The organism is Shewanella gelidii (assembly GCF_014647855.1).
GTDB lineage: Bacteria > Pseudomonadota > Gammaproteobacteria > Enterobacterales > Shewanellaceae > Shewanella > Shewanella gelidii.
Genome location: NZ_BMPZ01000003.1, coordinates 368,235 through 384,668, shown reverse-complemented (window position 1 = coordinate 384,668; position 16,434 = coordinate 368,235). Strand labels below are relative to the sequence as shown.

The following is a 16,434-nucleotide window of genomic DNA, read 5'->3' as shown; positions in this document are numbered from 1 at the left end:
GGAGCCATTATGAAAAAACGTTATGTGATGATACACGACGAAAACAGATGTATCGGTTGTCAGGCATGCAACGTGGCTTGCCGAAGTGAAAATAGTGTTCCAGAAGGCGTGACTCGCTTACAGGTTCGAGTCGAAGGTCCTTTTGGTGAGGCGCCCGACTTACACTTCAAGTATCACCGTGTGTCATGCCAACAATGTGAAAATGCACCCTGTGTCACCGTGTGTCCTACAGGTGCCGCCTATTTTGATGACAATGGCATTGTCACCATTAACAAAGACAAATGTGTTGGCTGTATGTATTGCGTCGCCGCCTGTCCTTATAAAGTTCGATTTATGAACCCTGAAACCAAGGCCGCAGATAAGTGTAATTTCTGTAAAGACACGCGCCTTGCCCGTGGTGAAGATCCTGCTTGCGTTAGTGTTTGCCCAACGGATGCACTGACCTTTGGCGATGCCAATGACGTAAATAGCGAGGTTAGCAAGTTATTGAACACCAAGATTAGCTATCAGGATAAATCCCACCTTGGCACTCAGCCAAGAATCTATCGGATCCCGACTAAGCGTGGAGGTATACAGTCATGAACAATATTTGGGGAGATATGACTCAATATGAGCCAGTCACATGGCACTGGGTAATAGCGGTTTATTTGTTTTTAGCCGGGTTATCGGCTGGTAGTTTGCTGATTGGTATCGGGCTGCGCTGGGCAAAGTCGGAAATTAACTCTGCCCAAGAGGTCGCGACCCTAAAAGCAGCGGCGGTGATCGGCCCTGTTGCGATCTGTTTGGGGTTGGCTTGTTTGATTTTTGACTTAACCAAGCCATTTGATTTTTGGCTCATTTTAGTCAATTACAACTTTGAATCCGTGATGGCTATTGGGGTGCTTGCGCTCTTGCTTTACACGCCACTTGCTTTTGCATATGCCATGATCGTATTGCGAGACGATTTGCCGAAATGGGGGATGGCTTTCTTATCACCCATAGCAATGGCGTTATTGCCGATGCGAAAACTGATAGAGGGGTTGCTCTTTGTGTTGGCAATCGGTGTTGGTGCCTACACTGGGTTCCTGATTTCAGCGATGAATGCCTATCCAATGTTGAATACTGCTGTTTTGCCTGCACTGTTCCTTGTGTCAGGACTCTCCGCGGGTGCTGCTGCAAACTCAGTCCTTGCGCTCTTGATGTTCAATAGTGATGTGCATGACTTTGAACTTGGGCGGATGCATCGACTTGAAGTGCCTGTCATGGCGGTAGAAATCCTCTTTTTGCTGATGCTATTTAGTGCGCTTTACTTTAAAGGTGGCGCAGCCGCAGCCGCACTGGCCTCATTGAGCACGGGTCTGTGGGCGAATGTATTCTGGATTGGGGTTGTCGGTATCGGTTTTGGTGTACCGCTTCTATTTATGCTACTCCCTGCGGCCACACGACATAGTAAGGGGGCAATGCTTACTGTTGCCTGTGCGAGCTTAACTGGTGTCTTAGCGTTACGACATTTTATTGTGTATGCCGGTCAGTCTTATATCAGCTAGGCGGCTAACATACTGATAAATAATTACCTTGGTGGTTTCGGGTTTAATACTTTGGTATTAAACCCGTTTTTTTGTGCTATTTATTCATTTTTGATCAAGGAAAACTCTACGTACGTAAACTATCTTTAATGGGCTAGCGAATAAGAATCAGGGAGAGGGATGATGAAACTCAGCCAATTGGCGATCTGCATGGCTTTGTTGCCAAGCTCTGCTGTATTAGCAGGACAGCAATATTACGAGGCACGTAGTGATGCCATGGGTGGTGCCTCTGTCGCTTCATCTAACCGAGAAGGTGCAGCGATGGCAAATCCAGCCTTGCTTGCATTGCACGCAAATCAAACCGATGACTATGCACTGTTGTTGCCGAGCTTTGGGTTAGATGGTGCTGATAAAGATGAGATGGTAGATAAGTTTGATTCTCTGCAGGATTCTTATGATGCATTAGAAAGTGCGATTGACGCCAGTGATGTTTCTGGCATTGATCAGTCCCGACTCGCATTGATAGACGATTTGCAAGCGTTACAAGGTAATTCCGCGTATATGAGTGCAGGCCTTGGGTTTGCCATTGCGATTCCGACGCAAAGAATACCTATGGCGATATACTACAACAGCTATATCGATGCAGTTGGTGTTGCAGATATTGAGCAATCGGATATTGATACTCTCACTGCGTTAGATCCACTTAATCCGCCGGATATTGAAGATTTAAACTCTGCAGGCGTAGTGGCGGCTGGAGCCACCTCTGATTTTGGCGTTGCATTGAGCATGCCGTTATCAATTGTAAATATGCCTGTGACCGTTGGTATTACCCCCAAATTGCAGCGCATTGATACTTATTTTTATGCTGTTAGTGCCAATAGTTTTGAAGCATCTGATTTTAACGATGATAAGTATCGAACAGAGGAAACAACATTCAATCTCGACATCGGTTTGGCGATGCAGCCAATGGAAGGGATGGTCATTGGCTTGTCGGGTAAAAACCTAATTAGTAAAGATGTCGACACGCTCGCGATTGATGACCGTCGAGTAAGCTATAAAGTTGAGCCCATCATTACGGCGGGTATTGCATATGATTGGTCTGATTTCACGGTCACCACGGATCTTGATCTAGTGGACTATCAACGATTTGACGGACTCGATGGCACGCAGTATTGGCGTTTGGGCGGAGAGATGAGAGCGACAGATTGGATGTCGTTGCGGTTAGGGTATCGTCATGATCTAGAAGATAGTACGGCGGATATATATTCTGTGGGTACAGGCTTTAAGGTCGGACAAGCATTTCGTTTTGATTTTACTGGCATGTTTGGCAGCGACAATGCCGTTGGCGGTGTCATTCAAACTTCGTATCACTTCTAATGGTGGTGTTGAACGATGCGCTAGATTAAAGCCTGTATCGATTTTATTGCGAGCAATAAAGCACTCGCGCTACATAAAACCAAGGTTGCGACCTTGGTTTTTTGTTTATCAATTTTATGTACCCATGCGCCGCTGAGTTTATGAGTCAATAGAACGACTGGCAATAGACCTAAACCTAACCATAAGTCTTGCCAGCCAAACAATCCAACACTTGCCAAAATAACAAGCGTCATTGTAGAGCTACAAACAAAAAATGCTGACAGTGAAGCGCGAAATTGAGCGGCATTTTTGTCGGCGAGTAAAATAGCCATTGGTGGCCCACCAATCGCGGCAATACTACCAAACACACCCGATAAGGTGCCTGCAATAAATAAGTTTTTCCGATTGATACGTAAGGATATTCGAGACAAGCTGACGCACACTGCTGCGGCGACAATTGCAGCAATGATAAGACCGAGAATGGGTTGAGGAGCCAGTAAGAGTAAAAAGGCGCCGATGTATCCACCGGGAATGCGGCCGAGGAGAGCATACTGAAGGCCATTAAATTCTAGATTGCTACGCTCTCGAAGAAGAGTGAGCAAGGCGGTTGAGAATCCAACAATAATGATTGGACCGGGGACATAGCGCGGGTCTACCAGATACAACAAGGGGCAGGCCACAACGGCAAGGCCAAATCCAATCAAGCTTTGTACCAAGGCACCAAAAAATACAATGATAAATGCCAACACTAGGCTAACGGGTTCGATAGAAATACCTCATCGGTTGAACATCATTTCTATGGGGGTAAAACAAAATAAGGACCGCCAAGCGATCCTTATTTTGTTTTAAAATAGCGTCGTGCTGAAAGCACTAGTCTAAATCTTCCCATTCAATACCCATCTCATCCATTAAGCGTTTTGCCTCTGCAGGGATGCTATCTGGGCCTTCCTTGGTCAGGTCGCCATCATTCGGTAATGGTTGACCTGTATAAGCGTGCAAGAACGCTTCACATAGGAGTTCACTATTGGTTGCATGGCGCAGGTTATTGACCTGACGTCGAGTCCTTTCATCGGTTAGCACTTTCAGCACTTTTAAAGGAATGGACACCGTAATTTTCTTTACTTGCTCATTCTTTTTGCCGTGTTCAGCGTAAGGGCTAATGTAATCGCCATTCCATTCAGTCATTGACTCACCTGTAAAATCAAGAATTCGGTGCCGATTTTATACCCTTACAAAAAACAGTCAATTCATCTATACAGATTTCTGTATGTCTAGACGTATTTATGCCCATTTTTTTCATTCAAGTTGAATTTTAGTCACTTTCGAATAGATTTCAGTTGTGACATCGATAAGTAAAAAACGACAGGTGTTATCTTGCTAGAACGGAGTTGTACACTGAGGTAGCGACTATTTTTTTGCACTTCTAAACTGAAGTGCAGTTGTGCATTATCTATTTGACCATTGCAACTTGAAAAATTTGCAGGGGGTCATCTGCAATATAATGCCATAGGGCTATCCAATAAAGGTAAGTATAGTCACCGTGAGAAATCCTAATTTTAGATGGCTAAACGTCTTTATGTCTGTTGACCTTAAGTAAAAGCTTAGGTACATTTAGACGTCTGGACATCTAATTTGTCCTGCAGTGAGGAGTAATTTATGAAATCGGGTCGAGTCGCAACAGTTGCTGTGCGCCAAGGTATTGAGTCTGATACCCAATATGGGGCTGTAGTGCCGCCAATTTATCTTTCAACAAACTATGCGTTTGCCGATCACACCACTGCCGGCGAGTACGATTATAGCCGCTCGGGAAATCCGACCCGCTCAATTCTTGGAGATGCCATTGCTGAACTAGAACAGGGGAGCACAGGCGTAGTGACTTGCACCGGTATGGCCGCAATTACCTTGGTTACCAGTTTGCTGAGCCCAGAAGATCTTTTGGTCGTGCCCCATGATTGTTACGGTGGTAGCTATCGCTTATTTACCAACTTAGCCAAAAAAGGCCAGTTTAAATTGCTGGTGGTCGACCAAACCGATCCCGACGCATTAAAACAAGCTTTTGCTCAAAGCCCGCGGATGGTTTGGGTGGAAACACCGTCTAACCCACTATTACGGGTCGTTGATTTAAAAGCTGTCTCAGCTCAATGCAAAGCGGTTGGTGCACTGCTTGTTGCTGACAATACCTTTTTGTCTCCTGTATTGCAGCAGCCATTAACCCTGGGTGCAGATATCGTGATGCATTCAACGACCAAATATATCAACGGCCATAGTGATGTTGTTGGGGGGGCTGTGGTTGCTAAAGATGCAGAACTAGGTGAGCAGTTGGAATGGTGGGCCAACACATTGGGTCTGACCGGCGGCGCCTTTGATAGTTATTTAGCACTGCGTGGTATGCGTACCTTGAGTGTGCGTATGCGTGAGCATCAAGCCAATGCACAAAAAATTGTGGCGTTACTGGAAGCCAGTGAGCAAGTTGAAAAAGTCTATTATCCTGGGCTAGAAAGCCATCCAGGGCATCAAATTGCTGCAACGCAGCAGCTTGGGTTTGGTGCGATGCTAAGCTTTGAATTGAAAGGGGAGCAGCCACAATTATTGGCATTTCTCGGTGCTTTAAAGTACTTCTCGCTCGCCGAAAGCTTGGGTGGTGTTGAAAGTCTCGTTGCCGTGCCTGCTACGATGACCCATAGGGCGATGGAGCCGGAAGCCAGAGCAGAAGCAGGAATTAAAGAGACGCTATTGAGGCTTTCTGTGGGGATTGAAGACGCCGCAGATCTACTGGCTGATATCGAGGCTGGCTTAGCAGCGGCGAGAGTTGCTTAATTGTAACACTGGCTAAATATTTTAGGCGGTCGTATTTATTGCTACCGTCGCACGTTTATAAAGCAGTTGAGTCTGCGATTGGGGAAGCGCAATGGCATCTAGTCATTTACATAAATTTGGTGGTTCAAGCTTGGCAGATGCCGACTGTTATCGCCGTGTTGCCCACATTCTATTAACCCACGGTCATAGTGATGACTTGATTGTTGTGTCTGCCGCAGGGAAGACAACGAACCATTTATACAAGTTACTTGCGTTCAAGGCATCTGGTGACTTGTGGTTAGAGTCACTGCAAGACTTGATTAGCTTCCAACAAAACTTGATTGAACAACTATTGTCGAATCAAGACGCCCGCGAATTAAGAGAGCGGTTATCGACCGATAAAGCACAGCTCACCAGTCTACTCTCTCTCACTGAAATGAATGTCTATCAGCGCAATCAAGTGGTGAGCTTTGGTGAACGGTGGTCTGCGCGTTTAATGGCGGCATTGCTATCAGAGTCTGGTGTCGCAGCGACTCATTTAGATGCGGCAAGTGTCTTAGTGGCTGATGAAGGTGTAGTGCCACAGATTCGTGTTGAAGAATCAAAGCGAAAGCTGTCTGATAAAATTGTTGCGCTTCCAGATCAGCGTATTGTGATTACCGGTTTTATTTGTGCTAATGAGCAAGGTGATACATTACTACTTGGTCGCAATGGTTCAGATTACAGTGCCACCTTAATCGCCAGTCTTGCCGATATTAGCCGCGTCACGATATGGACGGATGTTGAGGGGGTGTTCAATGCCGACCCCAATAAGACGAATGATGCCAAACTACTGAGTAGCCTTTCACTATCTGAAGCGGACCGCTTGGCAAACTTAGGCTCTCCGGTACTTCATAGTCGAACGCTGCAACCACTATTTGATACCCAAGTGAGCCTTGCCGTTCGCTCTAGTTATGCTTCGCATACCGACTTCACCTTGATAACGCCAACGAGTGACAGTGCAAGTGCACCCGTTGTGACGAATTTGGATACGGTATCACTATTTCGGGTAAAACTAGCAGGAGACCTCGAGGGTTTTCTATCTGCGCTGAACCTTGCTGCAATTAGCCCGCTCGCGTTTTGGTCGCAAGCAAGTCAGCGAGTTGAGTTGGCATTTACGCCTGAGTTACAACCTCAGGTCGAGCAGTTCTTAAGGGACAATCAAGCCTTGTTTGATGTGAGTCTGCTGGAAATTGTGACGGATATGGGGCTAGTGGCGCTGGTGAGTTCGGATGCAAAGCTATATCACCGCAGTTTTGCTCGACTGCTGAGCCGGGATGCAAAAGCTCTCTATAGTGATGCCTTGAGTTTGGTGACATTAGTACCGAAAACCCAAGTGAATTTACTGACCCAAAAAGTGCATCGTCGCTGTGCCGGTCCGAGAAAGCGTATAGGGTTATTGTTGTTAGGTTTGGGCAACATTGGCGAAGCATGGATCCAATTATTTAAACGTTCTCAAGCGGCACTTAATCAGGAACTCGAAGCCAGTGTTGAACTGGTTGGCTTGATTAGCTCTCAACGTGCATGGTTAAGCTCGCAACAAGTGAATCTCGGGACTTGGCAAGATGAATTTGAAGCCAATGCTAAACCTTGGGAGTACGTCGATTTATTTGAAGAGCTGCAGCATCTTGGTTGTGATGAATATGTCGCACTCGATATAAGTGCTAGTGGGAGTTTAAGTTTGCAGTATCCCGCATTCTTTGAGCGTGGCATTCATATTGTCAGTGCTAATAAACTGGCTGGCAGTGGCCCATTGGTTTTTTATAAACAATTGAAACAGCAGCTTGGGAATCGTCGTTTATTCTGGCGATACAATGCGAGCTGTGGTGCTGGTCTGCCGGTGCAACATGCGCTCAATGATTTACATAATAGTGGTGATCGAGTTGAAGCTGTTGGCGGGATTTTTTCTGGAACGCTTTGTTGGTTGTTTGAACATTTTGATGGCAGTAAACCATTTTCAGAATTGGTTCTGGAAGCGAAAGCATTAGGGATAACCGAGCCCGATCCTCGTGATGATCTGTCCGGGCGTGATATGCAACGTAAGCTATTGATCCTCGCCCGAGAAATCGGCTTAGATATCGAGCTTGATGACATCACTTTAAATTCATTGGTTCCTGATGAACTTGCTCAATTATCGTTAGACGATTTTATTGCTCAAATCTCGGAATTAGATGGGTTGATGCAACAACAATTTGTTGCAGCCCAAGAGCAAGATAAGGTACTTCGCTATGTGGCCAGTCTAGATCATCACCAAGGCAAGTTAGATGCGAAAGTCGGACTTGAATGGGTGGATGCTAGTCATCCCTATGCCAATCTGACCCCTGGAGATAATGTGTTTGTAATCCGCAGCGCCTTTTATCAAGGTAATCCGCTGATCATTCGTGGTCCTGGTGCTGGACGTGAGGTGACTGCGGCAGCGGTACAATCGGATCTCGCTCAGATTTGTCGAGATTTAATTCAAGAGTAAGCATTCTTATTGTTGTGAAAATGGAGTTATTGGTAAAAGGGATGCAAAGCATCCCTTTTTTGTTGCATGAGTTCTGTGAAGAACAGACTAAAATTATCGATAGCATGAATAAAAATAGTGTAGATCTGACTAAATAGGCTTGACTTGAAATGGTGCTGCTCTAATATATGGATGTATAGACGTCTAAATGTCTAGTCTCTGAAATAAGCAGTCGAGGAATAAATAATGGCTTTTCATCATGCGCAACACTCAAACTCACTAAATCAAAGCTTAGCTGAGCTCAATGGTGATATAAATGTGTCATTTGAATTCTTTCCGCCTGCATCGCCAGAGATGGAAAAAATCCTATGGAATTCAATTCAGCGCCTTGAGCCTCTCAACCCTAAATTTGTATCTGTAACCTACGGCGCAAACTCTGGTGTGCGTGATCGTACCCATGGCGTGATTGAGCGTATTCAGCAGCAAACAGACCTTGTTGCTGCACCGCATTTGACCCTTGTTGATGCCAGTGACGATGAGTTGATTGATCTGGCTAAACATTACTGGAATTCTGGAATTAAGGATATTGTTGCGCTCCGTGGAGACTTACCTGAAGGCAGCCCCAAACCGACGCGATTTGCGGAAGATTTAGTTCGATTACTGAAATCGGTTGCTGATTTTGATATTTCGGTTGCGGCTTATCCTGAAGTGCACCCTGATGCGAGCAATGCACAGGCAGATTTAGTGAACTTAAAACGTAAAATTGATGCGGGTGCGAATCGTGCCATTACCCAGTTCTTCTTTGATGTCGAATCTTATTTGCGTTTTAGAGATCGCTGTGTTGCTGCTGGCATCGACGTTGAGATTGTTCCGGGTATTTTACCGGTAACTAACTTCAAGCAGTTAAAACGCTTTGCTGGCATGACGAATGTTTCTATTCCTAACTGGTTGCATAGCCAATTTGAAGGGCTTGATGACGACCCGTCAACTCGACAACTCGTTGGTGCTAATGTCGCGATTGATATGGTGAAAGTGCTTTCACGAGAAGGTGTCAAAGACTTCCATTTTTACACGTTAAACCGTGCGGAACTTACCTATGCGATTTGCCATACTTTAGGGGTGAGACCTACAGCAAAATAATGGCAAGCGTGAGACAAAAAAGCACCGAAATCGGTGCTTTTTTTGTCTATGAAAACAATTCTATCAACCGTGAGTGGCCCTCACGCCATTCTCGGCTAATTTGGACTAAACTCAATATAGAGCCAATTTTTAAGCCACTGATTTGTATTCTTTTGGCGGCGTATCCACGCCAAGAATAAATTGTGCAAAGGAATCTAAACACATCGTTTGCGGTGACAGGGAGTCAACACAATAAATTGAACAAAAATTCTCAGTGTTTGAGGTGTAAAATTAATGAGCGATTTGCCACAACAAATAGAAGTATCTTCAGATAATACGCCCCATGATGTAATCGATACTTGTTTATTGCAGGACTTGCCCGACGCAATATTTCTGATTGACCCTGAAACCTCAAATATTCTGTATGTAAACCGCAATGGATACGAGTCATTAGGGATGGAAAAACATGAGGTTTTGCATCACTCGGTAACGACATTGCAAGCCGATGTGATGAATCAGCCCCAATGGCAAGAAATTGCGCAAGTGATTAAGCAATCGGAAGAGCCTTTTTTATTTGTTGGACGCCATAAGCGCAAAGATGGCACAGTGTTTCCAGTCGAAGTTCGTACCAGCAACTTGTACCGTGGCGAGCAGCATTTGTTTTTATCCGTGGCACGTGATATTTCCCGCCGCGTCATTCTAGACGAGCAACTCGAAGGCCATAAACATAGCTTATGGTATGCACTCAATGAGGCGACCGATGGTATTTGGGAGTGGAATATTCAGTCCAATAGTCTCTTTATTAGTCCCAAACTAAAACAGATGCTTGGCTATGGGCCTGAAGAAGAGCCTGTGAGTGTAGATTTTTGGGTGAACGCCATTCACCCTGATGATGCGGAGCGGGTCATGACTAACTTGAATGAACACCTTGCTGGCAAACTCGATCGATATGAAGCGATTTATCGTTTGAAAAATAGAGCAAATCACTATATCTGGGTTCATGACCGCGGCAAGTTAAGCGAAGAAGATGAGCAAGGCAATCCTTTAATTGCGGTGGGAATGGTGCAAAATGTTACCGAGCAAATTAAATTGCAAGAGCGTTTAGAAAGCCAAGCCGCACGTGATGAACTGACCGGTGTCTTCAATCGGCGGATTTGCCGGGAAACCCTAGAGCAACAAGTGATGACTTCACGGATTACTGGTGATGATTTTGCTATTTTATTAATCGATATCGATCACTTTAAGGAAGTGAACGATGAGTATGGTCATGAGGTGGGTGACAAGGTCTTGCAAGCGTTTGTAAGCAATGCGCAAAAATATTTGCGAACCGAAGACGTATTATTCCGTTGGGGAGGAGAAGAATTTTTAGCGCTCTTACCCAAAATTAATGCCGAAAGTGCATATATTGTCGCGAGCAAGTTACGCCATAATATTGAAATTGAAAACGTGCAGCTAGAGAATGGTGAATTAATTAATTTGACCGTGAGCATTGGTGTGGCAGGCTATCCACTCCATGGTGATAGTCAAAAACGCCTCTTTCAAAATGCAGACTTGGCAATGTATCGTGCAAAGGCTAATGGCCGAAATCGAGTTGAAATATTCAAAGAGTCATAAACATTGCGATGAGCCCTGAACCTAATACATCTAGTCATATTGCAGAAAGCTGCCCCATGTGTGGGCAGTTCAACCAGTGCCAGCGTTTCGCAGATGGCGATACATTCTCCTGTTGGTGCATCGATGCAGATATTCCTCCCAAATCACAAGCGCCTGATATTGCGAATGAGTCCGCTTGCATATGTCAAAGCTGTATTGAGCACCTCGCAAAGTTGGCTCGATTGTCGCCAAAATCGATTTAGTCTAATTTTTGTTCGATCATCAAGGCTGGGCAAGTTATATTCAGTGATCTGGATTTTTATAGTCTAAAATTCTTATATAACAATAAATTGGAATTTGAATATGATCGAAGACTTTAAAGGTGATGAATCTTGGCGGCTATTTCGTATTCTGGCTGAGTTTACCGAGGGCATTGATACACTCTCAGGGCTTGGCTTTGCCGTCTCCATTTTTGGTTCCGCTCGTATTAAGCCTGATTCAGAATATTATCAACAAACGGTAACCTTATCTCGGCGTTTAGCTGAAGAAGGTTTTTCTGTGATTACCGGCGGCGGCCCAGGAATTATGGAAGCAGGTAATAAAGGTGCCAGTCAGCATAAAGGTGCATCCGTTGGCTTAAATATAGAATTGCCGATGGAGCAAAAGCCAAATGAATATCAAAGTATCTCATTAAATTATCGTTACTTTTTTGCTCGTAAGGTGATGTTTGTAAAGCATTCAATGGGCTATGTTTGTATGCCCGGCGGGTTCGGTACCTTCGATGAGTTCTTTGAGTCGTTGACCTTGGTGCAGACTGAGAAGATTTATCCGATGCCGATTGTGCTGTTTGGTAGCCGCTTTTGGGGGGGCTTGATCGAGTGGGTTAAAAGTCAGCCACTTGAGCTAGGGCTAATTTCTGCCTCAGATCTAGATTTGTTGAAAGTGACGGATGATATTGAGGAAGTCATTGAGATTATGAAGAAACATCGCGAGTTTAAGGAAAAAGTTATCGAGGAATCAAAAGCAAACCGCTTTTAATCTCGACTGTGCATCGGGCGGATTGATTGCAGCAATTTGCTCTGAAATCAGGTAATCTGGCAACCTTCATTGGGTTGCCTTTTTTTGCACACACGATTGTGTCTACGTTTGGTTGCGAAGCAGTCCACACCTTATTTCTCCGTTAGAGTGGCAATAAATTCATGGCGAATGACATCATTGAAGCGCATATCATCTTAACCCAAGATGGTGAAGATGCCCTTGGCTTGATGGCGTGTAAAACAGGCTTGTCAAAGCAGCAGTTAAAGCAAACTATGCAAAAGGGGGCCATGTGGTTAACGCGAGGCAAACAAACGCGGCGTTTACGGCGGGTAAAACAAACGATGCGAAAAGGGGACGAGCTGCATCTCTACTACAATCCTGCTGTCTTAGCTAATGTACCTTTAGACGCACAGCTTATTGAAGACCAAGGAAGTTATAGTGTTTGGGCAAAACCATATGGGATGTTATCCCAAGGGTCTAAATGGGGCGATCACACCACGATTAATCGTTATGTCGAACAACATATACAACCGCAACGTCCAGCGTTTATAACACATCGGTTAGATCGAGCCGCAACAGGGTTAATCGTCTTGGCTCACTCGAAAAAGGCCGCAGCTGCCCTATCGTCATTATTCGCAACGAGAGCGTTGAGTAAACATTATGAGGTGATTGTTGAAGGGCAATTTCCGCAAGGACCTATCACGATAGAGACCCCTGTTGACGAAAAGCCGGCGCGCTCAATTGCGGAGCGACTTGCTTACGATCCAGAGCTAGAACGTACCCATGTACGTGTAAAGATTGAAACCGGTCGTAAACATCAAATCCGGATTCATATGGCGAGCTTAGGTTACCCGGTTGTCGGCGATCGTTTACATGGTCATGGCGATGATAATGGCCCTAATTTGCAGCTCACCAGCTGCCATTTGAGTTTTGTATGCCCTTTTTCTAATCAGCCAAAAGAGTTTGAACTTCCTCAACCATTGCGACCTTGCTTGCACATTAATGCTCAGGCGGCATCTTTAAAATAAATACGTTGAACGCTGACAGTCAGACACAAAAAAAGGAGCAAATGCTCCTTTTTTAAAATCAAACTAGCCACATTGGGTTATTTGAACTTTATCCGTTTTCACGGTTACCTTTGCGGTGTGGTTTGCGATCGCCTTGCGGGCGACGATCACCAGAGTTATTGCGACGTGGGCGACGTGCAGGACGGCTGTCCAGATTCGCTTGGTCATTCTCACCGGCTTCACGAATATTAAGTGGCTTGCCACAAACGCGAACTTTCTTCAGGTGGGCTAGTACATCTTTTGGCATGCCAGCAGGCAGGTCAACAGAAGTGATTTGATCAAATAATTGAATTTGTCCAATAAAGCGGCTTTCGATATTTGCTTCGTTAGCGATAGCACCAACAATGTTGCCAACACCGACACCATTGTCACGACCGACTTCGATGACGTAACGGCGCATTTTAAGATCAGGGTTGTCTTTCAATGCATCGGCTTTACCGATACTTGTAGGCGTACCCCGGCGGCGACGCTCACCACGTTCTTGATTTCGATTATCGCGGTTGTCACGTTGACGCTCATGCATCGTTGGAAGCTGTAATGGACGCTCTTGCTGAACCTGATGTAATAGCGCAGCGGCTAACAGGTCACTATCAACTTCAAGTTGTTGGCAAAGCTGTGCAACAGCGTTCTTCATGAAGTCCAAATCACCATTAATAATGGCTTCAACTTGTTCACCGAGGCGAGATAGTCGGCGTTCAGAAACAGACTCTGGGCTTGGAATGCTCATTGGTGCAATGCGGCTGTTTGTTGCACGCTCGATGGTGCGCAGCATACGCATTTCTCGGTGGGTTACAAACAGAATAGCCATACCGGTACGGCCTGCACGGCCTGTACGGCCAATACGGTGAACATAAGCTTCACTATCGTATGGGATATCGTAGTTTACAACGTGACCAATACGCTCAACGTCAAGTCCACGTGCTGCAACATCGGTAGCAATAAGAATGTCTAGCTTGCCAGCTTTTAGCTGCTCAACCGCTCGTTCACGTGATTGCTGGTTCATATCGCCATGCAAAGGTGAAGAGGCATAACCACGTGCTTCGAGTTTTTCTGCTAACTCAACACAAGAGTTTCGTGTACGAACGAAGATAATAATGCCTTCAGTGTTCTCAACTTCAAGAACGCGAACCAATGCTTCCAGTTTGTTGTGCTGTGAAACTTGTACAAAGCGCTGTTCGATAGACTCAACCGTGGTGTGGCTAGCTGCAATCGAAATGTGCTTAGGATCATTCAAGTGCTTGTTCGCGACTCGGCGGATCTGTTCTGGCATTGTTGCTGAGAATAGTGCGAGTTGACGCTCTTTTGGCGTGTGATCTAAGATCCACTCAATATCGTCAATAAAGCCCATTTTCAACATTTCATCAGCTTCATCCAGCACCATAGATTTCAATGTGCTCAACTTCAGAGTGCCACGACGCATATGGTCCATGACGCGGCCAGGTGTACCGACAATGATTTGTGGGCCACGGCGCAATGCGTTAAGTTGCTGGTGCATGCTTTGGCCGCCATAGATTGGCAGTACATGCAAACCACGCATAAATTTAGCATAGCTGTTGAATGCTTCAGCAACCTGAACTGCAAGTTCGCGGGTTGGCGCTAGCACTAGGATTTGAGGTACATTTTTGCTTGGATCAATGCTGTTTAGCAATGGCAGTGCAAACGCACCGGTTTTACCGGTACCGGTTTGTGCTTGGCCTAGAATGTCGCCGCCTTGCATAAGAGGCTCGATACTCGCTGACTGGATTGGCGTTGGTTTTTCATAACCAAGCTCGTCAAGAGAACGCAACAAAGGCTCGGCAAGACCGAGTTCGCGGAAAGTTTTTTCACTGGATGACATGGGTTGTAGCCTTGTGGACGCGCTTAACTTAGCGCTTAAAGTTTCACAGACAGAAAATCAACCCCGTGTCGATTTCCCGCACCGAAAAAATGTGTAAACATAAATTTAACTAGCCGACCATTATAGCAGCCAATCAGAGCCTTGGCTACGCTTGTCACCGAAAATTAGCCTCGAAAACGGTTTTTTAACGCCAAAATACAGCAAAAAGCAGGCCAACTCATAAAAAAGTGTGTGTTAATTCAACAGCAAATGATCAGGTAAAGACAAAACTTTGAAGCTAGCCTCGGTCACTCCTGCGAGGAAGTATATATCTAAGGTCGCTAAAGTATCACTCGTTTGGTGGTAATGATTGTGTGCAGGAACCCCAAAATAAAGCCATGGAATCCCCGCCAAATGGAAAGCGTAATGATCAGAAGCTTGAAGCCAATTGGTACGAATTGCACTGGTACCGACTGGATTGGGTTGTCCATTACGAATGCATAAACCGTTGCCGTTGCTGATCTGAGTTTTTATCAAATCAAATTGGCTAAAGTTTCGCGCACCTTCAACATACAGGCGATAACGTCTGCCAGGATTGCCAATCATATCGAGATTAAGCACTAACTGGATCTGGTTCTTGATAGGGATACTGAGCTGCTTGACTAAAGCTTTGCTACCAAAAAGTCCGAGCTCTTCCGCATCGATGGCCACAAAAAGTAAGTTTACCTTTGACCGGGATTGCTGGGATTGATGGTGAAAGCGTTGTGCTAGTTGCAACATTGCGGCGACGCCAGAAGCGTTATCGTCGGCACCGGGATAATAGCGTGAACCCTTTTGGCCGAGGTGATCATAATGTGCGATCACAAGGCGCCAAGGTGCGTTGGCTTCTTGGGCAGGAATGTATCCTATGATATTCGTACCATTGCGACTTCGGAATTGATATTCAAATTCAAAAGCGTGGCGATATTGTCCTTGCCAAGGGAGCAGACCCGCTTGTTGAAAGCGGTCGACGAGGTAGTTTTGGCTGAGAATTGAGCCTTGAGTCCCACTTTTTCTCCCTGCAAATGCAGCTGAGGTGAGTACTTCAATATCTTTTGCTATTGAAGTGGGCTGCGCCCACTCTAGACTTAATTGGTCACGACAATTGGGAGAGGTTGAGCTGCATGCCGAAAGCAAACATAAACAAACGAGGCCCAAGAATATGGCCCGTAGGTGAAATTGACGATAATAAGCGCAGCGAACCAAAGTTTAGCCTGACAAAAACGAATGATAAGGTTAAACATAACAGCTTTCAGACCTATGGCTAGAGGCGGCATTCACTTGGACTTGAAATTGGCTGATAGGATAGCTCTTTTGAAATCAGTCGAGTATTCGATTTTACTATGAGTATTTCGCCTGATGTCGCGCCCTGAATATCTAGGCGAACGACATGGCCATCAATCAGTGCAAGTGCTTCCGTTGTGGATTTGTGTTCTAAAACCCGAGCATGGTGGCATTGTTGCTCACCCCAGGCTGGATCAATAGCTGCAACCATGAGCAAGGACATGCACAATAAAAGGCTGAATATAAGCAATATATTGTTTTTGGTTTGCATCGTTAAAGCCCGCACTTTCCTGTTGCCGCGATTTTGTTTAAATCGCGACGTTGTCTTCCGTGGAT

At 45.4% G+C, this 16,434-nt stretch carries 15 protein-coding genes; 10 read left to right on the top strand and 5 right to left on the bottom strand.

Translation table 11 applies throughout. From position 1 onward, the window contains the following. The first annotated feature begins 9 nt into the window (after positions 1 to 9). The 3 genes from IEY18_RS08700 (at position 10) to IEY18_RS08690 (ending at position 2,882) form a co-directional block, all read left to right on the top strand. The gene (locus tag IEY18_RS08700) at positions 10 to 582 is read left to right on the top strand and encodes a 4Fe-4S dicluster domain-containing protein (RefSeq protein ID WP_188919821.1); all 573 of its coding nucleotides are present in this window, start codon (positions 10 to 12) and stop codon (positions 580 to 582) included. Further along, complete coding sequence (gene nrfD, locus IEY18_RS08695) at positions 579 to 1,526, top strand: NrfD/PsrC family molybdoenzyme membrane anchor subunit (RefSeq protein WP_188919820.1); 948 nt, start codon at positions 579 to 581, stop codon at positions 1,524 to 1,526. Before IEY18_RS08700 ends, nrfD begins: the two co-directional genes overlap by 4 nt. A 162-nt stretch (positions 1,527 to 1,688) precedes the next feature. Continuing rightward, complete coding sequence (locus IEY18_RS08690; RefSeq protein ID WP_188920042.1) at positions 1,689 to 2,882, top strand: conjugal transfer protein TraF; 1,194 nt, start codon at positions 1,689 to 1,691, stop codon at positions 2,880 to 2,882. A 20-nt stretch (positions 2,883 to 2,902) separates the two neighbouring features. Here IEY18_RS08690 and IEY18_RS08685 read toward each other — a convergent pair whose 3' ends face one another. Beyond that, positions 2,903 to 3,634, bottom strand: a complete 732-nt coding sequence (locus IEY18_RS08685) for a sulfite exporter TauE/SafE family protein (RefSeq protein ID WP_188920040.1) — start codon at positions 3,632 to 3,634, stop codon at positions 2,903 to 2,905. A 97-nt stretch (positions 3,635 to 3,731) separates the two neighbouring features. Continuing rightward, positions 3,732 to 4,046, bottom strand: coding sequence for a met regulon transcriptional regulator MetJ (metJ, locus tag IEY18_RS08680; protein ID WP_188919818.1), 315 nt, complete (start codon positions 4,044 to 4,046; stop codon positions 3,732 to 3,734). Positions 4,047 to 4,517: 471 nt separating this feature from the next. On the opposite strand from metJ, the gene metB reads away from it, so the two are divergent. The 7 genes from metB to IEY18_RS08645 all read left to right on the top strand — a co-directional run bounded on the left by metB (position 4,518) and on the right by IEY18_RS08645 (position 12,920). Further along, positions 4,518 to 5,678 carry a cystathionine gamma-synthase gene (gene metB / locus IEY18_RS08675; RefSeq protein WP_188919816.1) on the top strand — a complete coding sequence of 387 codons (1,161 nt, stop codon included), beginning with the start codon at positions 4,518 to 4,520 and terminating at the stop codon, positions 5,676 to 5,678. Between the two features lie 91 nt (positions 5,679 to 5,769). Further along, positions 5,770 to 8,163: a bifunctional aspartate kinase/homoserine dehydrogenase II gene (locus IEY18_RS08670; protein WP_188919815.1), complete on the top strand. Its 2,394-nt coding sequence runs from the start codon at positions 5,770 to 5,772 to the stop codon at positions 8,161 to 8,163. Between the two features lie 225 nt (positions 8,164 to 8,388). Then, complete coding sequence (gene metF, locus IEY18_RS08665) at positions 8,389 to 9,282, top strand: methylenetetrahydrofolate reductase (RefSeq protein WP_188919813.1); 894 nt, start codon at positions 8,389 to 8,391, stop codon at positions 9,280 to 9,282. Positions 9,283 to 9,555: 273 nt separating this feature from the next. After that, positions 9,556 to 10,875, top strand: a complete 1,320-nt coding sequence (locus IEY18_RS08660; protein ID WP_188919811.1) for a sensor domain-containing diguanylate cyclase — start codon at positions 9,556 to 9,558, stop codon at positions 10,873 to 10,875. A gap of 8 nt (positions 10,876 to 10,883) precedes the next feature. Beyond that, positions 10,884 to 11,117 carry a cysteine-rich CWC family protein gene (locus tag IEY18_RS17510; RefSeq protein WP_188919809.1) on the top strand — a complete coding sequence of 78 codons (234 nt, stop codon included), beginning with the start codon at positions 10,884 to 10,886 and terminating at the stop codon, positions 11,115 to 11,117. 100 nt (positions 11,118 to 11,217) lie between these two features. Then, positions 11,218 to 11,892, top strand: coding sequence for an LOG family protein (locus IEY18_RS08650; RefSeq protein ID WP_188919807.1), 675 nt, complete (start codon positions 11,218 to 11,220; stop codon positions 11,890 to 11,892). A 161-nt stretch (positions 11,893 to 12,053) separates the two neighbouring features. Then, entirely contained in the window at positions 12,054 to 12,920 is an 867-nt protein-coding gene (locus IEY18_RS08645; protein WP_188919805.1) for an RluA family pseudouridine synthase, read from the top strand. Between the two features lie 88 nt (positions 12,921 to 13,008). On the opposite strand, the gene IEY18_RS08640 is transcribed toward IEY18_RS08645, so the two are convergent. The 3 genes from IEY18_RS08640 to IEY18_RS08630 all read right to left on the bottom strand — a co-directional run bounded on the left by IEY18_RS08640 (position 13,009) and on the right by IEY18_RS08630 (position 16,309). Beyond that, a complete protein-coding gene (locus IEY18_RS08640) occupies positions 13,009 to 14,796 on the bottom strand; it encodes a DEAD/DEAH box helicase (RefSeq protein WP_188919804.1) in 1,788 nt (595 codons plus the stop codon). A gap of 234 nt (positions 14,797 to 15,030) precedes the next feature. Continuing rightward, positions 15,031 to 15,972, bottom strand: coding sequence for a M28 family peptidase (locus IEY18_RS08635; RefSeq protein WP_229779790.1), 942 nt, complete (start codon positions 15,970 to 15,972; stop codon positions 15,031 to 15,033). Positions 15,973 to 16,078: 106 nt separating this feature from the next. Then, a complete protein-coding gene (locus IEY18_RS08630) occupies positions 16,079 to 16,309 on the bottom strand; it encodes a hypothetical protein (protein WP_194468928.1) in 231 nt (76 codons plus the stop codon). Positions 16,310 to 16,434: the final 125 nt, after the last annotated feature.